Below are 24,837 nucleotides of genomic sequence, written 5' to 3' on the forward strand. Positions count from 1 at the left end.
TCGTGTACTAAAAAAAGATATCGATGCCTGTTTTGAAAGTGATGTTGGCCTTGTGCACACCTTCGTCCCGACCTCGGAGGTACAGCGGATCTATACCATCAAAAAGAGCCAGGAAGAAGTAATTCAACTGGCTGTAGAAGCTGTCCAGTACATCAAAGACCAGGGGCTGAAGTGCATGTTTTCTGCAATGGATGCCACCAGAACTGACCCCGCATATCTCATAGAGGTTTTCAAGGCGGTCCAGGAGGCAGGATGCGATATCATTAACGTGCCAGACACGGTAGGAATCATGGTTCCATCTGCAATGTACAGACAAATAAAAGACATTGCAGCCGAAATAACGATTCCAATAGACGTCCACTGCCACAATGATTTCGGGCTTGCAGTAGCAAACAGCCTTATGGCCGTTGAAGCCGGGGCATCTCAGGTACAGGTCACTATAAACGGTATTGGAGAGAGGGCAGGAAATGCTGACCTTTCCCAGACAGTGATGAGCCTGACGTCAATCTACGGTGCAAAAACCAATATCCGGACAGAATACCTTCTCGAAACCTCGAAAATGATTGAAAACTACACCGGAATCAGACTCCCGCCAAACACTCCTGTGGTAGGGCAAAACGCCTTCTCCCATGAATCAGGAATCCACAGCCAGGGAGTACTTGAAAAATCCGACACCTTCGAACCAGGTATAATGACCCCGGAAATGGTCGGGCACAGACGGCGCATCGTCCTTGGAAAGCACACAGGCAAACATGCAGTCAAACAGTCCCTTGAGTCTGCTGGCATAAAAACCAATGAAAAGCAGCTTGACGAGATTGTGCTCAGGATCAAAGAAATCGCAAACAAAGGTAAACAGATAACAGATGCCGATCTCTATGCAGTTGCCTCTGCAGTGCTCGGAAAAGCAAGCTCTGATGAAGAATTTATCAAGCTCAAAGAAGTATCCGTCATGACAGGAAACATCCTCACACCTACGGCTGTGGTCAAGGCTGATATCGAAGGAAAAGAAATCATTTCAGCAAAAACCGGAGTTGGCCCTGTAGACGCCGCCCTCAATGCCGTAAGGGATATCCTCGGCGAAAGCAACCATTTCAAACTTCAGGATTTCAGGATCGATGCTATCACCGGTGGGGCAGATGCACTTGCCGATGTGTACATAGGTCTCGAAAACGAAAAGGGCAGAATTGTAACAGCACGGTCTGCAAACCCGGATATAGTTATGGCTTCCGTGGAAGCCCTTGTAAATGCTATGAACCTGCTGTATAAAAAATAAGAAAAAAGTTAAAAGGCAAAGAGAAAAGGGCCAAAGAGCTGGAGAATGCTGGAGAATGATACCGGAAATAACAGCTCGAAGCCTGAACCCGGATAAGGTCTGATACCTGTTAGTTTTTCGGGTTTGTATTCCTCATGCATGTATAAAGTAAAATAAAATGAAATGGAATACAAACCCATGCCTTATCCGATCATTGATTCTCATTGTCACCTTGATTTTCCCAAATTCAACCCAGACCGGGAAGATACTATCATCCGTGCCCGGAAAGCAGGAGTTATCGGGATGATCAACTCCGGAATTTCCCTGAAAGGCAACCGCATAAGTCTTGAGCTTGCGGAAAAGAATGAGGATATCCATGCTGCACTGGGACTGAGCCCTGACATCGGCAGAGAAGGCAGTGATAAAGATATAGACGCTATCATTGCCCAGATAGAGGCTAATGCAGGAAACGCAGTGGGTATCGGAGAAGCCGGCCTGGACTTTCAGGACTGCAAAACAAATGAAGAACGTGAACGACAGACAACTTCGTTCAAAAAAGTAATCGAGATTGCAAAAAATCTGGACAAACCCCTTGTAGTACATGCCCGAATGGCTGAAGTGGAGGTCCTTAAACTCGTAAAAGGGATGGATACCGTAGTCTATCACTGCTATAGCGGTTCCCTTGAAACAATGCGTGAAATCGTAGACGCAGGCTACTATATTTCCCTGGCTACTCTTGTCTGTTTTTCCAAACATCACCAGGCCCTTGCAGCTGAGGTACCCCTTGAAAACCTGCTCCTGGAAACCGACAGTCCTTTCCTTTCCCCACGAAAAGGCAGAAACGAGCCTGCATATATAGTGGATTCGATCCCTGTTATAGCGCAGCTTAAGGAAATGGAGCCTGCAGAAATTGCGAAAGCCGCCACTGAAAATGCACGCAGGGTTTTCGGCATCTGAGGTTTTAAAATAGTTTCTGAGAAAAAGTAAAGAAGAAGGGAAAGAAGAAGGGAAAAAGAGAAAACAGAAAGAGGAACAGAAGAGGAAGAAATATGGAAGTCCGATATATTTGCCCCACCGCCTATGATTCCAGTGTCTACCTTGTAAACGGGAAAGTCCTGATCGATGCGGGAATGAGCAGTGACCTGATCATCAGGGAGCTGGAAAAATCTATCAAGCTTACTGACCTTGAATTAATCGTCCTGACCCACTGCCACTATGACCACACTGCCGCAGCTGCAATAATTGCTGAGAAGAGTGGAGCAAAAGTTGGAATCCACAGGGCAGACCTTGAAGGCGTAAACGACGAGTATCTAAGTGTTTCAGTGCTCTTCGGAGACCGCGCTCCGGCTGTAAGACCAACAGTCATCTATGAGGAAGGGGACAAAATTCCCATAGGAAACGGGGAATACCTCGAAGTCATCCACACTCCGGGCCATTCAAAAGGGAGCATCTGCCTCTATGAACCCGTCTCAAAAAACCTCTTTTCAGGAGACACCGTCTTTCCAGGCGGAGGTTTTGGAAGAATGGACTTTGAAGGTTCAGAGCCTGACAAAATGCTTGGTTCCGTAGAAAAACTCACAAAACTCGATGTAAAAAACCTGTACTCAGGGCATGGAGCCCCGAATGACAGGGACGGAAACAAACAGATCCTGGCTTCTTATACAATGCTAAAGATGATGATGGGAGTCTGAAGGCAGCGAATAAGAAAAAGAGATTAAAAGACTGGAAGAAAAAAAATTAAAAGACTGGAAGTCCGGAAGCAAATTATGGAAAAAGATACAGCAGTCCCGAGAGGAAATAAAAAATTCAACCTGGAAAAAACAGATAAAGAAAAGGAGAAAAAACCGGATAGAGAAAGGTCCGCCAGAAAAACCAGTTTTTTTGTTCCAAAAAAAGTAGAAACCGGAAAAGAAATAAAATCCGGGACTCGGACCTCAATAAAATCCGAAAGGACAGTTCCTGAAACCTCAGCGGGAAAAGGGAAAAAATCCGAATCGAGGCCTGAAACTAAAACCGAAAAGAAGGAAAAAAAGCAGAAAAAAAGCTTTTATCCAGCTCTCCCTGTATCAAAGTTTCTCCCGATGAGCCCTGAAGAAGTAAAAGCTCGCGGCTGGAAGGAACTTGACATCATTCTGATTACAGGAGACGCCTATGTGGACCATTCCAGTTTCGGGACTGCAATAATAGGAAGGGTCCTTGAAGATGCCGGCTTCAGGGTAGGAATAATTGCCCAGCCAAAATGGGATAATCCCGAGGATTTCAAGAAACTTGGAAAGCCCAGACTCTTTTTTTCCGTAAGCGCAGGAAACACTGACTCAATGGTCAGCAACCTGACTCCGGGCCTTAAGCCGCGAGATAAGGACGCATATTCCCCTGGAGGAGAAACAGGGCTTCGCCCGAACCGCGCCGTGATTATTTATTCAAACCGGATAAAAGAAGCCTTTCCCGAGGTGCCAATAGTGCTCGGAGGAATTGAAGCTTCCCTGCGGCGCTTTGCTCATTACGATTATCTTTCGGACAAAGTAAGGCAGTCAATTCTGGCCGACGCCCCTGCAGACCTCGTTGTCTACGGCATGGGAGAACTCCAGATTGTAGAAATTGCAAAGCGCCTTCAAGCCGGGGAAGACATCAGGGAGATCAGAGACATCCCCGGCACGGTCTGGAAGATGGAAGTCAAAGCCTGGAAAGAGCTCAAAAAGGGCAAAAAGACCGCTAAAGAACAGGATGGACAGGAACAGGACAAACGGGAACAAAAAGGGGAGAGAGAATCAGTAAGTACAGCCGAGGGAATAGCTCGGGATGTAGCTGAAGGTGTAGCTGAAGGTGTAGCTGAGAGCTCAACCAAATTTTTCAAAGAATACATCGAAATTCCTTCTTTTTCCGAAGTTTCTCAGGACAAAGCAGACTTTGCAAATGCTTTCCGCAAATACTTCATGGAACAGAACCCGGTCACCGGAAAAGGTGTTGTCCAACCTCACCCGAAAACCGTTATTGTGCAGAACAGGCCCATGCGCCCTCTGACAGAAGCGGAACTTGACCATGTATATGAGCTGCCGTTTACAGGCGAAGCTCACCCCTTCTACCCCGAGCCCATCCCTGCCCTTGAGATGGTAAAATTCTCCCTGACAACGCACAGAGGCTGTTTCGGAGGCTGTGCCTTTTGCGCCATCACCCAGCATCAGGGGCGCATGATCGCAAGCCGCAGCATCGAGTCCGTCCTCAGGGAAGCAAAGAAGCTTACGGAAAAACCGGACTTCAAGGGCATAATCAACGGCGTCGGCGGACCCACTGCCAACATGTACGCCATGGGCTGCAAAAGCTGGGAGAAAAAAGGGGCCTGCCTGGATAAAGCCTGCCTCTACCCCCGCATCTGCCCTGCCCTTGACACAAGCCATAAAAAACTGCTCGAACTCCTCCACAACCTGCGCAACCTGCCCGGCGTCAAACACGCCTTTACAGGCTACGGAGTGCGCTACGACCTGGCTCTTGAGGATGAAGAGTACCTCGAAGAACTTTGCGCCCACCACATAAGCGGGCAGCTGCGGGTTGCGCCTGAACACTTCTCAAAGCGAGTAACCGATGCAATGTCCAAGCCAGGAAAAGAAGTATATGAGAGATTTTCCGGAAAGTTTGCAGTCCTTAACAAAAAATGCGGCAAGGAACAGTATATAGTAAACTACCTGATGTCAGGACACCCGGGATGTACCCTTGAAGATATGATCGAAATGGCAGAGTATGTGAGGGACCATGGGGGCTACACAGAACAGGTACAGGACTTTACCCCAACCCCGATGACAGTATCGACCTGCATGTATTACACAGAGCTTGACCCGTTCACCGGCAAAAAAATATACGTTGCGAGGGGCAAAAAAGAAAAAGCCATGCAGAGAGCCCTGATGCACTACATGAGTCCTGCAAACTATGAACTCGTATATGAAGCCCTGGAAAAAGCAGGAAGGCTCGACCTTGTGGGAAATGCCCATAATTGTTTGATAAGAAGAAAGAATAAATTTTATTAAAAAGGCTTAATGCTTTTTTATCCTGAATTTGGGAATGACGGGAATGAGCAGATTTTGCTAATTTCCTCAGTACCCCTGGCACTCACGCAGGAAAGACCTCAGTTTTCCGCTTACCTGCCCGCAGTAGGTATCCAGGGATCTTTCCTTGACCTCAATTAGCAGGTTGTTCCCCCCGTCCCAGCTAAAGTGGGCAACTATACCGTTGCCTTCAAGCACTCCGGAGTTTCCCGGCTGTACCTTTATCCCATATGCTTGCAGTTTTTTCTTCAGACAGGAAAACACGTCCGGAGTTACATTTCTAAACCTGATCCCCTGGCACCCCTCCGTGTCCAGTTTCCTTTCACCCATCTCTTTCTTTCCTCCTGCCCGAAGAAACTTTATCCGGATGCTTTCAGGAACCGTGGCACTCTTTCACGAAAGCCTTTATTTTCCGGGCTGCAGTGTCACAGCTGACAATAAACGGTTTTTCCGTGATTGTGATGGTAAGGGAAGACTTTCCGTCCCATTCGAAATCTGCAGTGACCCCCTTGCCCGAAAGTTCCCCTCTGTTTCCCGGTGGGACATGGATATCATAGTCCTGAAGCTTTTTCTTCATACATTTAAACACATCAGGGGGAACGTTCTGAAACTTAATTGGTTTACAACTCATAGATCCTATCCTCCCATAAATTCCTAAAGCTTACGTTTGTCTGTATTGCTCAATAAACAACAGTCGCCTTCAAGAAATAAAAATATAGCGTTGACCGACAGCGGACGGATTATCATTGTGTCCATCCAGAAAGATAAAATCAGGAAGATAAAAATTCTGTGATATTTACAATTAAAAAATAGAAGTCGCAAAAAAACAATTACTGATTTTACATCAGGAACAAACCTCTTCTCAGGAGCAAAAAAAGGAATTACTGAGCCGGAATGAAACCCGGCCCGGAAAAAAATCAACCATAAATCAGTAGCTAATTCACTCCAGTGCCATTGCCACGAGTTCTACAATATCGATGATCTCGACATCTCCACCTGCATCCCTGAGATTCCTCACACAGAGGGGGCAGGAGGTAACGAGGTAGTCCACGCCTTCGGGCACGTCTTCAATACGCTTTTTTGCAAGTGCAAGGGAGATGTCGGGATATCCTATCCTGACTCCGCCCCCACCGCCGCAGCAGCGGGAGTTTTCTTTGATGTTTTTCATCTCCTTGAGAGTGCAGATAGCCTGAATAACTTTCCGGGGGGCGTCATATACCTTGTTGTGCCTGCCCAGATGGCAGGGGTCGTGGTAGGTAACTGTGAGGTCAAGATGCTTCAGGTTCAGTTCTTCCAGGTGCTCGGCAAGGAACTCGGGGAGGCTGATGACCCTGAGCTCTTCGGGGTAGTTGTTTTTGAGAGTGGTGTAACAACCGGCGCAGCCTGTGATGACGGTGTGAGCTCCCACTTTCCGAATCTGCTCAAGGTTATGCTCCATAATCTTTCCCGCAGCTTCCCGGAAACCAGTACGGAGGAGGGGAGAAGCACAGCACTGCTCGTCCGGCAGGAGGGTGACTCCAAAGCGCTGCAAAACCTCAAAAGTCTTTTTTGCAAATTCCGGATAGCGGTAGGAGTCGAAACAACCTACAAAGTAGACATAGTCAGACTTCTCCGGGAGGTTTGAACGTTCTGTATCGGAAAGCCAGTGCTGGCGACTTCGTGTTTCCCCAAAAGAGTTACCACTGGTCGTAATCGCAGCCTTCAGTTTTTCCTGGGCCTCAGTTGTCACACCGCATTTTACCAGCTGGGCACGGGCAGCTTCCACTACTTCAGGAGGGTTTGCTCCGGCAGGGCATTTGGCAGCGCAGATCCCGCAGGTTGTGCAGGAAGCAAGGCTTGAGAGGACATCTTCTGACGGCGGCCTTCCTTCGAGGAGACTCTTAATGATAAGCATTCTTCCGCGTGTATTGGCGGACTCCCAGCCAACTACATCAAAGACCGGGCAGACTGAACGGCAGGTTCCACACTGCACGCATTTATAAACCGAACGGCGGTCAATTTCAAAGGGCTGCTCTTTGCCGTTAGTCTCACTTTTCTCTCTGGCCTCACTTATTCCACTTTCTTTCATTTCTTCTGCTCTCTTAGTTTCCTTTTTTCCTTCGTTTTTCACGGCTCTCACAACCCCAGTTTGCCCGGGTTCAGGATTCCTTTCGGGTCAAGGGCTTTCTTGATTGCACGCATTACCTCAAGGGCCGGACCCCACTGGGCTTCCATATACTGGCCGCGGGCAGCCCCCACACCGTGTTCGGAACTGACCGTACCTCCAAGTTCTATTGCAGTCCTGTGGATCAGATCAGCAGCCCGGTTCAAGCGATCCCACTCGTCCTTATTCAGGACGTCAATGAAAAGGGCAAGGTGCAGGTTTCCGTCTCCAATATGCCCGTACTTCATGGCAGGCAGGTTAAATTTCTCAGAAATTTCCTGTGCTCTCCTGAGTAGTTCCGGAATCTTCTTTATAGGAACTCCCACGTCTTCCCCCACATAAATCCTGGTTTTCGTGGGATCAAGGCGGGAAACAGCAGCTCCTACAAGCTTTCTGGCTGCCCAGATATCTGCCATTTCCTTTTCACTTTCCGCAAGCTTTATGGAGAGGGCAAGGGGGGAACAGACCTCTATTATCTGCTCTGCAGCCTCACGCGCCGAGTTTTCGGTACCGTCGACCTCGAAAAGGATTACATCTCCTTCCGAGGGGAGCACAAGTTTCGGATCGTAGCGTTTAAGCACCTGCAGGGAAACCCTGTCAAGGATCTCGCAGGCTGAGGGGATGACCCCGTTTGAAAAAGTCTTTACAACTGCCTGCCCTGCAATCTCAGCACTTTTAAAGGATGCGATTACAAGTTTCCGGGTCTTGGGGAGAGGCGCGATCTTCAGGCTGGCTTTAGTGACAATTCCGAGCGTGCCTTCAGAGCCTATAATAAGCTGGGTCAGGTCATAACCTGCAGCGGATTTCAACATTTTTGAGCCTGTGTGAATGACAGTCCCATCCGCAAGCACCACTTCCAGATCGCGAACATAGTGCCTGGTGGTGCCGTATTTGACACAGCGCATTCCGCTTGCATTATAAGCGATCATGCCCCCGATAGTGCACATGGCAGAACTGCCCGGGTTAGGGGGAAAGAAAAAGCCGTATGGCTTTAAGGCGTCATTAAGGACATCCTGGATTACTCCCGGTTCCACGACTATCTGGATGTTGTCAATATCGATTTCAAGAATGCGGTTCATTCCCGACATGTCCAGCACAATGCCCCCTCCAACAGGGACTGCGCCTCCGGCAAGTCCGGTGCCTGCTCCCCTTGCAGTCACAGGGATTTCATTTTCATAAGCAAGCCTGACAATGCGGCTGACTTCGTCCGTGCTTGTAGGGCGTACCACGTAATCAGGCATCCCTTTGACCTGGGATGCGTCAGAAGAATAACAATAAAGTTCAGAAGGCGAGACCGAGAGCCGCTCGCCAACGATTTTTCGAAGCTCTGCAGTTATATCCATTATAGACCTCAAATCTGGAATTCGGATGTGAAAAATAGAAAGTTCTGCCACAGTTGGGACAGAAATGAGAGATAAGTTGCAGCAGATAATCAATATTAATAATATATAAGAATATACCATCCTCCTTCCTCCTGAGATCTATTTAAAAACCAGAAGAAAATTGACAGCTTTTCAGATTAAAGTGAAGGTAAAGTAAGGAAAAAGAAAGAGAGATAAGAACTTTTTCAGAAAAATGTGCAGGGCAAACCTTTACATCCTGATAGACATAAGAGGACAAATATGACACAGTACTTTGAAATAGAAAATAGAGATGGAGCAGCACGTATAGGAAAACTCCTGCTCTCTCCCGAACTCCGCACTCCCTGTGCCCTGCATACGGCAGCACTAGGAAACCTTGAAAACCCTGGATCTATTGTTGATGCAGGCAGCCTCTGGACTGTTGACCGGAAAGAACTTGCAGCACGCATAAAGGAAATTCGTGAGAAAACAGGAAAGGGGACTCTCATAATCCTTCCCCATCAGACTTATACGCCTGCCATCCCAGCCGAATCACTCGAAAAAGTAGAAACATTTACTGCCACAAGTGATGGAAATACTGAAGATGAAGGTCCTACAGGTTCTTTTCTTAGAGCAGAAGGAGAGATTCAGAAGAGCGACCTTTATATAATGGAAGGGGCAGGGACTCTGGAAAATAACGCTCGACGGTTTCTTGAAACCTTAATAGGCCTGAGAAACCAGATCCCCCCAGATACTGCTCTCTATGCCCCCAACCTGGCCCGTCCTGAAAATGCAGCAATGCTCGCCTACATCGGGATAGATGTTATGGATGATACAAAGGCAGAAATTGCAGCCTATTCTGACATCTACCTTACAACTGCAGGTAGTTTCTATCTTGATTCCCTGGTAGAGTTTCCCTGCAGGTGCAGGGTATGTGCCGCCACAACGCCCGCAGAGCTTCTAACTCTCCCGAGAGCCGAAAGGGCAAAGCTTCTTTCAGCCCATAACAGAGACGCCCTTGACGCCGAACTTGCTCTTGTCCGCGAAAAAATTAGGGCGGGGACACTGCGGGAGTATGTGGAAGGACAGTGCAGGGTCAGGCCCTGGCTTACAGCCCTGCTGCGCTTTGGGGATTTCGAATACTCCTACCTTGAAGAAAGAGTTCCCGCTTTCCGGCAAAACCAGCTCCTTGCAGATACTTCCGAAGCCCTTTCAAGGATCGAAGTGGTCAGGTTTGCACAGCGTGTGCAGGAAAGGTATGCACCTCCGGACCTTGATATTCTCCTGCTCCTCCCGTGTGCAGCTAAAAAACCCTATTCAATTTCCCAATCCCACCAGAAGTTTATCCTTACCCTTGGCAAATACCGGAAGTTTGTCCATGAGGTAATCATAACCTCACCCCTGGGAATTGTGCCCAGGGAACTCGAATTAACCTATCCGGCAGCCCATTACGATACTGCGGTTACGGGGCACTGGGACGAAGATGAAAAAGCCTGGGTTTCCGGATGCCTGGAAGCCTATCTCTCAAAACACGAGTATAAAACAATAGTTGCCCATGTGGAAGGGGCGTACAGGGAGATCTGTGAAAGGGTAGCTGAAAAACTGGGGATTGACATAGTCTATACTGCCGGGGAAAGTCTCACGTCCTATGAGTCTCTTTCGAACCTGAAAAATACTGTTGAATCTATCTGCATATCCGAGAATTTCAGCCAGAAAAAACAGAATGCTGAAGAAGAGAAGAAGAATTTCGTAAAGGCGGTTGCAGGCTATCAATTCGGAGAGGGCGCAGAGCATCTCTTTTCGGAAGAAGTCGGAAACCCCATGGTTAAAGGCCGTTTCCCGAAGTACCAGCTCTTTGCAGGGAAAAAACAGCTTGCAACTTTAATCCCGCAGTACGGGATGCTTGCCCTTTCTCCTGAAGGAGCGGAACTGGTACTAAAAAGTGAGAAATATGTGGTAAAGATTGACGACTTTGTCCCACGTGGTTCCATTCTTGCCCCTGGTGTGCTTGAGGCAGACCCCGAAATACGACCAAATGACGAGGTAATAGTTCTCGGGAAAAAAGCTCTCTGTGTAGGAAGGGCTATGATGAGCGGGAGAGAAATGGAAGAATCAGGCAGGGGTGTTGCTGTAGACGTCCGGCATGTAAAAAAACTTTAAACCTGAAAACTTTAAACCTGAAAACTTTAAATCTGAAGACCTTGGGGCTGAAAACTTTAAAGCTGATTATCTAGCCTGATTTTCAGCCCGGTAAAACATTACAGAAGTGCGGAGCCTGCGTCAAAAAAGATATTCCTGAATAGAAAATATATAGAACAGAAAGCCATACAGGCTTCCTTGAGAGAGTGGGTCTTCCCTCGAAGAAGTAATAAAATGGCAGGAATATATAATGATATTATGATAAGACGTTTCACACCTGAGGACTTCCAGGAAATAGTCGAAATTGAAGAAGAGGCTTTTTCGGAGCATAATTCCCTGGTGTATATGAACTTTTACGAGATGGTTGGAGACGGCTTCCTTGTTGCGGAACAGGATGGAAAAGTAGTAGGGTATGTAGTGGGCTACCGTTCCGCGGAAAACGAAGGGCATATTTTTTCCGTTGGCGTAAAAAAAGAATATCGGGGAAGGGGAATAGGCACGGAACTTATTCATGCCATATGTGACGTTTTTGTTGCAAACGGACTTAGATACGCGAGACTGGAAGTAAGAAACAGTAACACTGACGCACAAAAATTATACAGATCGATAGGATTCGTATCCTGCTGGACTGAAAAAAAGTATTATTCAGATGGAGAAGACGGTATGGTTATGAAAATGCATCTGCACCCATACCGCCTCTTGATCTCAAAACAAAAATATCTCGAACCCGTATTCTCGAACAACGAACTCTTTACTACAATCAAGGGCCCTATCAGTTATTACCGATGAGCTTAATGACGGAATTCAAAGAATCTCTCATATGGGTAGACGCTTCCTCGAAGATAGGGTCATCCCGTGACATGAGAGTGGCAAGCTCGCCTCCCAAAATAAAAATTGCGCGCTTGTGATCCGCCTTGCTCCTGTGGATGTGGACGGGGCTTATCGATAAAGCCTTGTAGTCATCGAACTCGTGCGTTACACCGTGCCTCTCAAAGTATCTCTTCATTTGAGCCATATATGTGTGCAGTTGTATCAGTTCTTCCTTGTGCATAGCGAACAGACCTACAATTTTTCAATTAAATACCTACAATTTTACAAGATCAATTAAATATTATCTTGAACCGAATAAAAGAATTACCCGAGGAAATTTGTTTCCTAGTTTTTGTTAATAAACTTTTTCATATAATGTAAATGATAAATGATGATGAATTGTAGGATAGAGTGTGAATTTTAGTATTATAGTGTGAATCCATGCCAAATCGTAGTGATTTCCCCGGAGATATATATAAATGATACACATAAAATAATAACAATGAAATAATTAGTTCCTGACCAGGAGAATATACTCAATGGCATATATTTATTGGAATTATTTTTGGGTACGGTACCCTATTTTCAGGGAAAAATTGACTCTAGGACGAAAAACAGACGTAAATAAACGATTTTTTTTAAAACAACAAGAAAAGAAATAAAAAAGATGAAGAAAGGAAGTAAAAAGACCTGCTCAGAGCATGCTGGAGGTCATAACTTCCATATCTGCAGGAACTTTAGCAAGATTTCCGATTTTTACCCCTACAAGATTCTTGATTGCATTACTCGAAGCAATATCAACGAGCCTCTGAGTAATTACACCATCAAAAATCACACTTTTCACATTGTCTTTGTAGGTTTTTAACCTGCTTGCAAGGTCTCTGACTGCCATTTCCTCTATTACCCGGTCTTCAGAATCCAGAATCCTTGCCGTCAATGTTCCTTTAAGGGCGTCTACATGCGGTCTGAACCTCACCGCTTCAGGAGAGAGTGGAGCCGGAGCCTGTCTGGCAGGAGCGGGGGAAACCCTTACGGCCTCTCCGCCAGGAACTTTCACAGCTGAAACCTTCTCAGCTGAAACCTTCTCAGCTGAAACCTTCTCAGCTGAGGCCTTTCCTCTGGGAACCCTAGTGACTGGAACTGCTCTTGCTATAACTGGCTTTGAGACAGCCTTTCTTGCCTCAACTCTTTCTACCGTTGCATGAGTTTTTTCAGAGGGCCTTTCGGGAACTTTTTCCGAAGTTTTCTCAGAAGCCGCCTCTTCCATTTCTTCAGGGGATTCCTCTTCGTAAACGTCTGTCTTTGAAGATACCCTGTGAACTTTCACACGTTTGTGTAACTTCTTCTCCGCAATTCTGGGAGCAACTTCAGGTGCTCTTATCTTTCTCTTGGAAATGTGTTCCAGCCTGCAGGCACTATCTTCAGTTTCTTTTTCCTGGATTCCGTATTTCTCAATAATCTGTTCCACTGGAACTTTTCGGCGCAAAGACCTGATTATTTCTTTCTGGACAAGGTCTTCTACACCCTTGCCATCTGGAGCACGGGCAACATAATCGATATCTGCCACCTGCAGGAGTTCACGTATAATGAGTTCTCCACCCCGATCTCCGTCCGTAAAAGCAGTTACTGTTTTCTTTTTAGTAAGTTCAGCGACCTCAGGTGGAATGTTAGTTCCGCCCACGCAGATGGTGTTCTTTATACCATAGCGGAGCAGGGTCAGGATGTCAGCCCTTCCTTCAACAATAATGATAGCGTCCGAGTTGAGCACGTTCGGCCCGCAGGGTATCCTTGACTTGCCATAATAAGTCAGTTCGTCAACCCTTACGGACTGCCGGACTTCGTCGGCAAGTTCCTGAGATTCGGGTACAGTCTCATCGAACATTTTCGTGAAGATGAGTTTTGCCCTTTCAATAATTTTTTTGCGCTTTACAGCCCTTACATCTTCGACCTGGAAAACCTCAATTTTGGCACTGCAAGGACCTACCCTGTCAATGGTTTCCAGAGATGCTGCAAGAATCGATGTCTCTACTTTATCAAGGCTCGAAGGAACAAAGATATTTCCTTTGGTTTTTCCACCTTTGGCGGTAACCATTACCTCGATCCTGCCGATCCTTCCGGTCTTCTGCAGATCACGCAGATCAAGATCGGCTCCAAGCAGCCCTTCAGTCTGACCAAAAATTGCGCCTACGATATCAGGACGCTCAATTACCCCATCAGCATTGATTTTAGAATGAATAATGTATTTTGTAGTATCAGTATTTTGCATGTGAATTCTCCCAAACTATTATAACGATTTATCATGAACGATGTATTATAAACGAGGTATTATGAACAATGTATTGTGAACGTTTTTTCGTTGGTGATTTTTTTAATTAATCGACGGGAAATCACCCTTAACACCCGAACAATTCCGGCATACAATTCTTTTTCCGTCTTCAGGCTCATAGTACTTTTCTGGTAGTACAAACCTATCCTCTATATCCTGGAAACGTGCTGGATACCATAAAGGGCCAGAAAATGCAAAAATAGTAGTAAAAATCAGATTTAAAACCAGATCAGAGATAATACACCCTTGAAAAGACAGATTTCATAATTGAGGATTACTATGAACCCTATGAACCGGAAAGAGGAGTTCCGAACCTGCCTGCAACTGCCTGTTGCGCTTATGCCAGGATAATTAAACCGGCGGAATACTTCCTGACTGTTGCTTGATGAAATCTTACCTGCAAGGCAAATCGCCAGATAAGTACCAGCCTGGTTTTAAAGCTCTCAAAGATAGAGCTATTCCTGATTTTCGACCAAAGTATAACAGTATACCTCCACAATATCCACGGAGGCTTTTTGCACCTGCCCGAAAATCTTTGCCCTAACATAAGCTTATTGATGGGTCTGAAATAACTCTCAGAGTCCCAAGTCAAATAATGTGTTTACCATTCAATATACCTGATAACTGAAGACTTCCAGAGATATTCCCAGAGATGGGATAAACCTGAGGCGTGAGCAGCTAGAGTGTGCCAGACGCCTTTTTGATTAAACAAGTATCCCTAAACGATAAGTGGTAAAGCAGTGAATGAAATGCATCAGGTTTATTGAAAGCACTTTTTGACTATTACTTCATGGGTGATAAGTATAAGGTTTATTTTTGGACTGAATGGTATTAGCCCTGAATTGGTAACATGTATAATCTGAAATTTCTATTAAGTTTGCATACGTTTAGTTACGTAAGATTCTTTACGAATCCGGTAGGTGATGAATGGATGAAGTAATTAATTTATGATATGACCTGACAGAACAGCTCCCGCCCGCCTTAAAGCAACTTCGGAGAAACAGGAATCCTGTATGTCACATGTCTTAAATTCATATGTCTAATGCCTGCAGGCTTTAAGAACTTTGTGGTTATTTAAAAGGTTAGTTAACCCTGAATTATTTTAATTCATTCTTGATAAATTTAAGGATAATGATATCTGGAAATGTTCTCAAAATTCCTAAAAAAGAGTTAATTAGAAAAATTTAGAAAAGTATATATAAAACAAAGAACGTCTAAAAATTTGAACGAGCGAGACAAATACACTGTTTTATGTATTAACCCCCCCACTCCCAACTCGCTCGTTCACCCCCCCATAAAATCATTATCTTTCTCTTTTGTTTTCTGGAAAACACCTTCGAATGGATATTTTCAGGAAAGATGTTCGATTAAACTTAATTTATAGGACATTGAAGGACACTTAAAGTCTTTCCAGATCATCTGAAATCTCCCCGGGTACTGAAGGCTCTCCGGATGTTGAAGACTCCCCGGATGTTGAAGACTCTCCGGGTGTTGAAGGTTCTTTTCCTTTTAAAAACCTATAATAGGCGCGAAACACCATTATAAAAAGCATGGGAAGCGATTTTGGCGTAAAGGATGCTGCAGGCAAAGTTATTCAAACCGCAGGTGAAGTTCAGGAAGAGGTCCCTGAAAAAGTCTCCGCGCAGGCCAGGATAGATAAAAACCTTACAAGGGTGGTCATTATAGGAGGGGGGGCCTGTGGCATGGCAGCTGCTACCAAGATCAGGAGGCAGAGTGACTTTAAAATAACTGTGCTTTCATCTGATTCCCACACAGCTTACAGTCACTGCGGAATTCCTTTTGTTCTGGGCAGGGAAATTGAAAGTTTTGAAAAACTGATTGTAAAACCTCCGGGTTTTTTCAGGGAAAAAAACATAGATGTGAAACTGAACGAGAAAGTGAGGTCAATAGACCTGACCAGGCGGGTCGCCCTGACAGGAGAAGGAGCCTATCCTTTTGACAAACTGGTGATTGCTACAGGGAGCCTGCCCTTTATATCTCGCAAAAGCCAGGCAAATATTCTACCTTACGGAATCTTCACTCTCAGGAGCCTTGCTGACGGCATGCTCTTTGGAAAAGCCCTGGAAACCGCCCGGACAGTATGCATCGTAGGTGGAGGTACAATAGGAATTGAATGTGCCTCAGCCCTAAAAAAGCGAGGAATTAAAACTATCCTTATAACCAGAAGTAAAGACCTGCTTTCCAGCCAGTTTGATTCCGAGATGTCTGCAATTGTCAGGGCACACCTTGAAGCCCTCGGTGTGGAAGTTATTACCGGGGAACCTATATTTTTACCTGAAAATTTCTGGAAAGAAAAAACTGTATTTGTAAAGGACAGGCAGTTTCCTGCAGACCTTGTGCTCCTGGCAACCGGTGTAAAACCTGAAGTATACCTTGCCAGAGAAGCAGGGATAGATATTGGAAAAGCAGGAGGAATAGTCGTAAATGAAATGCTTCAGGTAAAGGCAGGAGGGGAATTTCTCCCCCATGTATACGCAGGTGGCGAATGTGCGGAAGTTACGGACCTTGTAACCGGGGAAAGCAGGCTCAGCCAGCTGGGCACAACTGCACGGCGTATGGCAGATGTGATCGGAAATAATATTACAGGCAAATACTCTACTTTCGGAGCCCTTGCTGACCCCTGGGTAGCTGTTGCTGGAGACCTGCAATTCGGAGGAGTTGGGCTTACACCCGAACAGGCGGAAAGGCAGGGGATAAAAGTTGTAACCGGATTTTCTCGCGGGCGCACGAGAGCTTCCTACTATCCAGGTCGAAAAGATCTCTATATAAAACTCCATTTTAAAGACGGCTGCCTTGCAGGAGCGCAACTCGCAGGTGGAGAAGGAATAAAGGAAAGAATCGATGCCCTCTCCCTTGCAATAAGAAAGAAAACAACAATCAAAGACCTTCTTAGCCTTGAAACCTGCTATGCGCCTCCAGTTTCCATGCTTGTGGATCCGCTCATGCCGGCTGTAAAAGACGCAGTCAGAAATATGCGGAAGGATAAAACAAATGAACTGGACCCGGATAAGAGCTCGGATGAAAGATATGGTTAAATCACAGGACGAAAAAAACGGAGTGAAATAAGGAGAGAGGGAAATGATAGAAATTGACGGTTCATATGGGGAAGGAGGAGGACAGGTAGTCAGGACAGCTGTTGCCCTTTCTGCAGTTACTGGAAAAGAAGTAAAGGTTACGAACATAAGGAGAAACAGACCTAATCCCGGCCTGAAACAACAGCACCTGAAAGCTTTGGAAACTGCAGCCAGGATCTGCGAAGCACGGGTTTCAGGGCTTTTTCCGGGTTCTTCAGAGTTATTTTTTGCTCCAGTGGAAATAAAGGGGGGGAAATATGAGATTGATATCGGGACCGCAGGAAGCATAACCCTGTTTCTGCAAAGCCTTATGCCAGCCCTGCCTTTTGCAAAAGAAAAAATTGAAATAACGATACGTGGAGGAACTGACGTTGCCTGGTCACCGACAATTGACTACCTTCAGCATGTAACCTTCAGGGCACTTGAACAACTTGGATATGCAGGCAGCGTGACCCTGAAAAATCGCGGTTACTATCCCAGGGGGGGAGGAGAGGTCTCAGCTATTTTTGAACCCTGTAAGCTTCGTGGTTTTCATTTCCGAAAGGAAGGAGAAAACAAAAGAGCCGGAAAAAACCGAATAGAAGAGGAAAACCAAAACAGAGGGGAGAGCCAAAACCAGAGGAAAGAAGTCATGGGAATTTCACATGCATCGAATCTTCCGGCACATGTGCCAGCCCGCCAGGCTGAAGCTGCCGAATCCATGCTTCTTGAAGCCGGATACGGTTCAAGGATCAAGGTCCGGTCCTGCGAATTACTTTCCACAGGAAGCGGGATAACCCTCTGGTCCGGTTATTGCGGAGGAAGTGCCCTTGGAGAAAGGGGACTGCCTGCTGAAAAGGTTGGCAGGCGCGCTGCAGAAGAGATCATCTCGGAACTCAGAACAGAAGCCTCTGTAGATGTACATCTGGCAGATCAGCTGATCCCGTATATGGCACTTGCAGGAAACAGTTCTTACACGGTCCGTGAGCTGACTTTGCATGCGGCAACAAACATCTGGGTCACAGAACAGTTTCTTGATGTGAAATTCAGGATAGAGGAAAAAGAGGGACTTTTTGAAGTATCAGTAGACTGATTAAAGGAAAAAAGGAGAAAAAGGGAAAAAAATAGAAAATGACACGAAAAACCAACAGATGAAAATAAGTAAAAAATGAGTACGGAAAAAGACAGTGAGAAAAAAAGTGAGAAAAAACAGTAAGGGGAAATTAGTCCTCGAGTACAAACAGGTACTCAGGTGGTATCTTTTCCGCGAGTACGATGTAATCCGTTGCAAGCTTTAGAGAAATTCCGTCATCCTGAGCTCTAAAGGCGTCAACCTGCAGGATCACAGGACTTTCAGTGTGAATCAGGGCGACTTCAGTTGCCTTTTCATATGAAGTACTGAGATGAACATAGCGCTGTTTGATAGGGAAAATTCCGTTCTCGAGCAGTACATCAACTTCCTCCGGGCTTGCCCCGTAGTACACGTATGGAGTATCGCTTTCCTCGTAGTCAAGATCAATGTTAACAGAATGTCCGTAACGTGCCCTTATCATAGACCCGCTGATCTGATATCTTCCTTTTTCATCGGACTCCACAAGGGCATAAAGGTACTCTTTCCTCATCCAGTTATAACGTTTATTCATAACGTCACAGAAGGTGTTAAGGTCCACCCAACCGTATTTGTCCATTTTAACTCCTGCAGATGCCGGGAAATGCCGGAGAGTACCTGATACAAACCTGCCGAGCTTTTCTTCCCTGCCGTCGTCCAGCACGTATCTACCAGGGCATTTACACTGCTGACAGCTGCCTCCTCTAAAATAGCCGTGATCAGTGCATTTTCGAATCATAGTATCACGTACATAATGAAACTTTACCATAAATAAGGTTTTGTTTTAATTTGCTTTATTTCTTAAAATTAGTTTTTGATAAGAGAATTTTAAGCCTTTACCTTCAAAATTCTGATTTCTCTACCTCTCAGTTATTCTCTCAGTTATCCCTCATCTTCTGTTATCCCCGTGCCTGCGGTCCTTCCAAGGGTTTTGTAGAGCAGGAAGCCTGAAATGGAGAAAATGGCAGCTCCGAGCATTGTCGCCCTAAAGCCGAAAAGCTGGGATAGGCCTCCTCCGAGAATGGCTCCCACAACCCCTGCAGCCCCGATCATTGAGTTGATCAGACCTGCTGCTGTAGCTTTATCCGGATTCAGTTCCACAACCCTGCGGGTTGAACCCACATAGAGAAAAGACCAGGAGCAGGCAACGACGAACATCCCGGGGATGACGTAAAGATAGGAGGAGGCAAAGGCATAACTGATAAAACCGACCACTGAGAGCAGGTAGCCCGCACGGATCAACTTTTCATTTTCAAACGGGTCAAGCCTGCGCATTATCAGAAACTGGACTGCAGGATTTATAGCATAAATAACTCCGGTCCAGAAGGCGCCTGCTCCGAGCTCCCGGAGATAGAGGGGAAAAATAGTCCAGACCCCGACGGCTCCGGTATGCCGCAGGAAGAGAGAGAAATAGGTCCCTGAATTCTTCAGCAGTGTGTTAAGGGAAAAGTAAGAAATATTCAGCTGCGGTTTTTCAATGTCTTTTAACCTGAAAGTCTGCAGGAAACATAAGGCATAAAAGAGAGATGAAAGTCCAAAAAGCAGATCCATTCTTACCCCTATCACCCCTGCCAGAAGAAAACCCGCCATCCAGCCGAGAGAACCCAGAGAAATAAACCTTCCGAGGCTCTGCTTCTGATAATGGGCGTAGGCTATCAGGGCTCCTGGGTGAATCCCAACACTGAAACCGGCTAGAGCCCTTGCAAGCATGAGGGCAGAAGGATCGGTAGCAAAGACCTGAAGAAAAAAGGCGGCTACAGCAAACCCAAAACTTCCCTGAAGCACTGTACGCAGATGGTGAAGGTCGGCAAGCCTTCCGAAAATAAAGGAAGAAAGAAGGGTTGTGACAGAATAGATCCCCACTATAACCCCGATCTCTATATAAGAGGCACCGAGTGATGCGGCAAAAACGGGAATAAAAAGCAGCGAGAGAACATTAGCCATGTTTGAAAGGAACTGGACGTTATTTATTCTCATCAAGCAGATTCACACGATAAAAAGCACCGGCATAACTTATTATGTTTTCCAAAATGTGAGTTAAAATAAAAGCCACTCACTCAAAAGAATCACTCTCAAGATACTCGCCCAGCACACAAGATAATCTCATCCCGAATATTGAATACTTTCACCCTGCATACAGTAGCCTTTAGTAAGACACTTTACATACCGTATCAAGAGCTCTTTAAAAAGATAACCAAAAAAGGAAAAAGACTTACCAAATAATATTTAATTTTTAGGGATATTCTTATTATGCATTAATGAAAGGACGTATAGAACCTGGTGATTTCTCATATGAAATTGGAAGATATTTTATCTTAAGTTTGAAAATATTTGTTCTGAATTTTCACCTCAAGCTTTCACCTGAAATATATCAGATTTCCAAAAAGTTTCACATCTCAAAATAACACTAATAAGAACTGTCTCTCAGGGACAAACACCTGATATTTAAGGCAAGAATACATATCGAAGAAAAGAACCACCAAACACTGAAGGTAAGTATTAAACATTCAAGGGAGTACCATGACCGATATTGATACTATTTATAAGAAGCTCAGCCATGTCATCAGTAGAGAGGATTTCCTGCAGCGCACACAGGAAAAGGTCGAGAATATGGGAGGGCTTTGTGATGAGGCGATGGCTGCCATGCTGGTTGCCAATGAACTGGGATTCTCGGATGCAGGCATGGACAGCGTGAAAATAGAAAATATTACACCCGAGAGCGGACCTGTTAATTTTATTGCAAGAATTGTTTCGGTTTTTGATATCAAGGAATTTACCCGGAACGACGGTACTATAGGTAGAGTTGGAAATCTGATCGTCGGAGACGAAACCGGAAAAGTAAAGTTAACCCTGTGGGACAATATGGCAGACCTGATTAAAAACGGAAAAATCACGGTAGGGCAAACCGTTCAGGTCAGTGGCTATGCAAAGCAGGGCTATTCCGGAGTGGAAGTTAACATCGGCAATAATGGAGTCCTGACCGAAAGTGAAGAGGAAGTTGATGTTGCTTCGAGCAACCAGAATATAAAGGACATAAAAGACGGAATGGGAGACCTAAACCTTACTGGAAAGGTGCTGGAGGTTTCCGAAGTCAAGACTTTCCAGCGCAAAGATGGCAGCAGCGGGAGAGTTGGAAACCTGATGATTGGGGATTCCACAGGCACACTCAGAGTAACTCTCTGGGACGAAAAAACCGATTTTTTGAACCAGATTGAGTACGGGGACACTGTTGAACTGATCAATGCTTACGCCCGTGAAAATGCCTTTACGCAGAAAGTGGAGCTGCAAATAGGAAACAGGAGCATAATCAGAAAAAGCGAAAAGGAAATCGAATATAAAGAAGAGTTTACCCCTGTTGAAGATATAAAAGCTGACATGAATAATATCAATATTTCAGGAAGGATACTTGATATCTCAGAAGTCCGAACCTTTGAGAAAAAAGACGGCTCCGCCGGCAGGGTTGGAAACATCCTTCTGGGCGATTCCACAGGCAAAATCAGGCTCACACTCTGGGACGAAAAAACCGATTTTCTTGACGAGATTGAATTCGATGAAACCGTAGAGGTTCTCAATGCTTATTCCCGGGAAAACACATTCAGCCAGCAGGTGGAACTCAGCCTGGGAGCCAGAGGGATAATTCAGAGAAGTGAAAAAAAGGTTGAGTACAGGGAGAAATTTACTGACATCACCAACATTATCCCGGGAGAAAGCTATTCTGTCCAGGGAAAAGTTTCCGAAATCGGAGAACTAAGAGAATTTGAGAAGGAAGACGGAACCGAAAGTGTGGTCGCAAACCTGCAGCTTAAGGACGAAACAGGCAGTATCCGGCTAACTCTCTGGGGAGAACAGGCCTATGTGATAGAGGACCTGGATATCGACTCCGAGATCCAGATCATTGACGCTTATGCCAAGTATGGGTTGAACGAAGAAATGGAACTTAGCGTTGGGAACAGGAGTAGAGTGATTATTCTCTGATCACTCCCTATTTTTAACTGTTTTTAACTGTTTTTAACTATTTATTTATGCATATATGTTCTTTGTTGAATAATTATCGGCTTCGATTTGGTTTTATTCATTTCAGTTTTTGTCTGGATTTTACTAAATTTTGTCTGAATTTTTATTTTACCTTTTATCCAGTTTTTGCATTTTTACTTGCGATCTAATTTCTATTTTCTCTGTTTTACTCTTTACACAAACTATTAGCAATTTTAAATCCGGAAATTTGCGGATAAAAAGTGAGAAAATAGGTTCCAGTGGAAATATAGGGGTCTGAAAAATTTCCTGTGAAAAAAATCAATAGCATTATAAATATAATTCAGAATAATTTATTCTGTATAAAGCTTTTTTCTAAGATAGATTTCTCTTCTGCTGCTTCTCCCTGATGTTTTTTCAAGAAACCGCGATATTTATAATTCTAAGCAAAAATTTCCAGTGGAAATGAGGGGGTTATAAAAAAATTCCTGCCGGACTTTCATAAACCTTTCGTGAAGAAATCGACGGCTTAGGCCTCAAAAACGGTTTCTGCACCCACTTTATGTAAATTCTAGTATTTACAAAAAAAAAGAAATGCCGTTATCATTATGTACTATTGACTCGTATATAATGAGTGTTATAAAAAGGTCTTAGAAGTGCGGGAAAGACCTTTAAAGGGAAACGCGCCTGAAGAAATATTTGAACGGAAAGCTTACCGGAACACCGGCTTTTCAGGATTTCACTCCAGATCTGTATAAAAAGGGGAAGTTTAAAGGGATCTGGAATATTTTTCCATGGGAAATTGAAAACCTGAAGAGATTTTAATAGTAAGTTTGCCGGGGTTTGGGATGCTGAAAGAATAAAGGGGGATCGGCAGTTAATGGTTGATGAACCTGAAGGGGAACCAGGTACTGATATTCACAACAGAGAAATTGAGAGGGAGGTCTCGGTTGCTGAAGTGATGAATAAAACAGTCATCACAATGGACATTAACACAGATATTCCTGCCATTGCAAGGGAAATGGTCAAACACGATGTCGGAAGCGTAATTATTACAGAAAACGAAAAGGCCATGGGGATCATAACTGAAAGGGACCTTGTGAAGGGTATCGTTACAGAGGACAGAAAACCAGGTGAAGTAAATGCAAGCAAAATCCTCTCCACCCCTCTGTTAACCGTGGAACCTGAGACAAGTGTCGTAAAAGCTTCCGAAATTATGTTGAAAGCCAATATTAAAAGGCTACCAGTCCTGGAAAACGGTACAATAATAGGAGTGATTTCAAATACCGATATTCTGATGGTAACACCCGGACTCAGTACCATACTCAAGGATCTTATTGATATGAACCGGGAAGCTCTCCTCTCCGTTCCTTCAATGGGGGAGATTGAAGAAGACTTCAGTACAGGAATATGTGAATCATGTTCTTATCATTCAGTAGACCTGAAATTAGTGGACGGCAGATACTTATGCGAAAACTGTCGGCAAGCAGAAGGGGAGAGTTACGAATGAATCACGAGCTTGAAATCTCGACTTTCAAATTATCTGTCTTAACGAAAGCGCAGGGAGGTAAACTATGAACGTCAGCGAGATTATGACAGTGGGGGCTGTAAGTGTCAAAGAAGGGGATTTCATAACTCATGCCCGCCAAATGATGCGTGATTACTTACTTCGAGGTCTTGTTGTTATTGATGAGGGAAACAGGCTTGTGGGAATGCTGAATGACCAGGATATCATGAGGATTACGTCCACGCGCTCGGATGTCACGGTGGGTGGATATGCAAGGCAATCCCCGACAGTCACTCCGGATATGGATGTTGTGAAAGCTGCAAAATTGATGGTGCAATCGAAACAGAACAGGGTTCCGGTTGTTAAATCAACAACAGACCATACGGTTGTAGGTGTCCTGAGTGACGTTGATATTCTCAAAAAAGTGGAACTTCCCAAAAGTGTTTCGAAGACCATAGAAACGGTTATGACAAAAAAAGTCGAAACCTGTTTGCCGGATGAAAGGGTCTCCAAGATTTGGAATTATATGATAGAGACGGATTATACCGGTATTCCAGTAGTTTCAAAGAAAGGCGATCCCATCGGGATGATAACAAGAAGGGATATAATTAAATCAGGCATTTTGAGAAGGTCCGTAGAAGACGAACGGGCAACAAGGCCAAACGAAAGTCCTAAAGTTGAAAAGATTATGTCAACTCCTGCATATACTCTTTCAGAGAACGATTCCGTAAAGAGTGCGATTGAAATGATTATTCGGCATGATATCGGAAGAGTTACTGTAGTAAATGAACAGGGTAAAATATCCGGAATCGTTGACAGGCAGGACCTTCTTGGATCCATCGCCAACGTGTGGTCTGAGTAATCCTTAGGCAGAGAGCCAATTATCTAAATGTCTTTAATGACATTTTAACCCTTTTAAGAAAGAAGTTTCCAGTGGAATAGTGAAACCGGTCACATAACTGATCACAAATTGCATGAAAGGTAATAGACAGGTTCTCGCGCAAAAGGATTATAATGATTAAAGATTATAATTAATGAAGATTACAATTAATAGAGAGTACAGATTGACAAACAAAAGTAAGTGTTCAGAAAGATTCGAGAGAAGATTGCTTTAAGGTTTGTTTGTTTC

Annotated in this window: 20 protein-coding genes; 11 read left to right on the forward strand and 9 right to left on the reverse strand. The window is 44.9% G+C overall.

Features of this window, described 5'->3' with window-relative positions; genetic code table 11:
- The 4 genes from EO93_RS09200 to EO93_RS09215 all read left to right on the forward strand — a co-directional run.
- A partial coding sequence (locus EO93_RS09200) for a 2-isopropylmalate synthase (protein WP_048162157.1) occupies positions 1-1,273 on the forward strand: 1,273 nt, incomplete at its 5' end.
- 162 nt (positions 1,274-1,435) lie between these two features.
- Positions 1,436-2,209, forward strand: coding sequence for a TatD family hydrolase (locus EO93_RS09205; protein ID WP_048162159.1), 774 nt, complete (start codon positions 1,436-1,438; stop codon positions 2,207-2,209).
- A gap of 92 nt (positions 2,210-2,301) precedes the next feature.
- Entirely contained in the window at positions 2,302-2,943 is a 642-nt protein-coding gene (locus EO93_RS09210; RefSeq protein WP_048132378.1) for an MBL fold metallo-hydrolase, read from the forward strand.
- A 390-nt stretch (positions 2,944-3,333) separates the two neighbouring features.
- Complete coding sequence (locus EO93_RS09215) at positions 3,334-5,271, forward strand: YgiQ family radical SAM protein (RefSeq protein ID WP_048162201.1); 1,938 nt, start codon at positions 3,334-3,336, stop codon at positions 5,269-5,271.
- 66 nt (positions 5,272-5,337) lie between these two features.
- Here EO93_RS09215 and EO93_RS09220 read toward each other — a convergent pair whose 3' ends face one another.
- The 4 genes from EO93_RS09220 to EO93_RS09235 all read right to left on the reverse strand — a co-directional run bounded on the left by EO93_RS09220 (position 5,338) and on the right by EO93_RS09235 (position 8,775).
- On the reverse strand, positions 5,338-5,619 hold the full coding sequence (locus EO93_RS09220; protein ID WP_048133510.1) for a hypothetical protein: 282 nt from the start codon (positions 5,617-5,619) through the stop codon (positions 5,338-5,340).
- A 43-nt stretch (positions 5,620-5,662) separates the two neighbouring features.
- Positions 5,663-5,920, reverse strand: a complete 258-nt coding sequence (locus EO93_RS09225; protein WP_048133511.1) for a hypothetical protein — start codon at positions 5,918-5,920, stop codon at positions 5,663-5,665.
- A 309-nt stretch (positions 5,921-6,229) separates the two neighbouring features.
- Entirely contained in the window at positions 6,230-7,357 is a 1,128-nt protein-coding gene (locus EO93_RS09230) for a (Fe-S)-binding protein (RefSeq protein ID WP_048133529.1), read from the reverse strand.
- A gap of 47 nt (positions 7,358-7,404) precedes the next feature.
- Positions 7,405-8,775: an FAD-binding oxidoreductase gene (locus EO93_RS09235; protein ID WP_048133512.1), complete on the reverse strand. Its 1,371-nt coding sequence runs from the start codon at positions 8,773-8,775 to the stop codon at positions 7,405-7,407.
- A 279-nt stretch (positions 8,776-9,054) separates the two neighbouring features.
- Between EO93_RS09235 and arcS the strand changes: the two genes are divergently transcribed.
- Together arcS and rimI are read left to right on the forward strand one after the other, a co-directional pair.
- Positions 9,055-10,932 (forward strand): archaeosine synthase subunit alpha, encoded by a 1,878-nt coding sequence (gene arcS / locus EO93_RS09240; RefSeq protein WP_048162161.1) that lies wholly within the window; start codon positions 9,055-9,057, stop codon positions 10,930-10,932.
- Positions 10,933-11,169: 237 nt separating this feature from the next.
- On the forward strand, positions 11,170-11,700 hold the full coding sequence (gene rimI / locus EO93_RS09245) for a ribosomal protein S18-alanine N-acetyltransferase (RefSeq protein WP_048133530.1): 531 nt from the start codon (positions 11,170-11,172) through the stop codon (positions 11,698-11,700).
- Here rimI and EO93_RS09250 read toward each other — a convergent pair.
- The 3 genes from EO93_RS09250 to EO93_RS17415 all read right to left on the reverse strand — a co-directional run bounded on the left by EO93_RS09250 (position 11,684) and on the right by EO93_RS17415 (position 15,599).
- Positions 11,684-11,962, reverse strand: a complete 279-nt coding sequence (locus EO93_RS09250; protein ID WP_011024502.1) for a UPF0058 family protein — start codon at positions 11,960-11,962, stop codon at positions 11,684-11,686. The genes rimI and EO93_RS09250 overlap by 17 nt on opposite strands.
- 453 nt (positions 11,963-12,415) lie before the next feature.
- Complete coding sequence (gene dnaG, locus EO93_RS09255; protein ID WP_048162163.1) at positions 12,416-13,987, reverse strand: DNA primase DnaG; 1,572 nt, start codon at positions 13,985-13,987, stop codon at positions 12,416-12,418.
- Between the two features lie 1,459 nt (positions 13,988-15,446).
- Positions 15,447-15,599: a hypothetical protein gene (locus tag EO93_RS17415; protein ID WP_156161278.1), complete on the reverse strand. Its 153-nt coding sequence runs from the start codon at positions 15,597-15,599 to the stop codon at positions 15,447-15,449.
- Here EO93_RS17415 and EO93_RS09260 point away from each other — a divergent pair.
- Positions 15,598-17,103, forward strand: coding sequence for an NAD(P)/FAD-dependent oxidoreductase (locus tag EO93_RS09260; RefSeq protein WP_048162165.1), 1,506 nt, complete (start codon positions 15,598-15,600; stop codon positions 17,101-17,103). The two genes, EO93_RS17415 and EO93_RS09260, sit on opposite strands and share 2 nt — an antisense overlap.
- Before the next feature lie 43 nt (positions 17,104-17,146).
- Positions 17,147-18,214, forward strand: a complete 1,068-nt coding sequence (rtcA, locus tag EO93_RS09265) for an RNA 3'-terminal phosphate cyclase (RefSeq protein ID WP_048162167.1) — start codon at positions 17,147-17,149, stop codon at positions 18,212-18,214.
- A 130-nt stretch (positions 18,215-18,344) separates the two neighbouring features.
- Here rtcA and EO93_RS09270 read toward each other — a convergent pair whose 3' ends face one another.
- Both EO93_RS09270 and EO93_RS09275 read right to left on the reverse strand, forming a co-directional pair.
- The gene (locus tag EO93_RS09270; RefSeq protein WP_048133518.1) at positions 18,345-18,968 is read right to left on the reverse strand and encodes an RNA 2'-phosphotransferase; all 624 of its coding nucleotides are present in this window, start codon (positions 18,966-18,968) and stop codon (positions 18,345-18,347) included.
- Positions 18,969-19,111: 143 nt separating this feature from the next.
- Positions 19,112-20,206, reverse strand: a complete 1,095-nt coding sequence (locus EO93_RS09275; protein WP_048162169.1) for an MFS transporter — start codon at positions 20,204-20,206, stop codon at positions 19,112-19,114.
- Between the two features lie 543 nt (positions 20,207-20,749).
- Between EO93_RS09275 and EO93_RS09280 the strand changes: the two genes are divergently transcribed.
- From EO93_RS09280 to EO93_RS09290, 3 genes are all read left to right on the forward strand, one after another.
- Complete coding sequence (locus EO93_RS09280; RefSeq protein WP_048133520.1) at positions 20,750-22,204, forward strand: OB-fold nucleic acid binding domain-containing protein; 1,455 nt, start codon at positions 20,750-20,752, stop codon at positions 22,202-22,204.
- An 877-nt stretch (positions 22,205-23,081) separates the two neighbouring features.
- Positions 23,082-23,711 (forward strand): cyclic nucleotide-binding/CBS domain-containing protein, encoded by a 630-nt coding sequence (locus tag EO93_RS09285; protein WP_048162171.1) that lies wholly within the window; start codon positions 23,082-23,084, stop codon positions 23,709-23,711.
- A gap of 64 nt (positions 23,712-23,775) precedes the next feature.
- A complete protein-coding gene (locus tag EO93_RS09290) occupies positions 23,776-24,570 on the forward strand; it encodes an HPP family protein (protein ID WP_048133522.1) in 795 nt (264 codons plus the stop codon).
- Positions 24,571-24,837: the final 267 nt, after the last annotated feature.

Origin of the sequence: Methanosarcina sp. 1.H.A.2.2 (assembly GCF_000979975.1) — an archaeon.
Lineage (GTDB): Archaea > Halobacteriota > Methanosarcinia > Methanosarcinales > Methanosarcinaceae > Methanosarcina.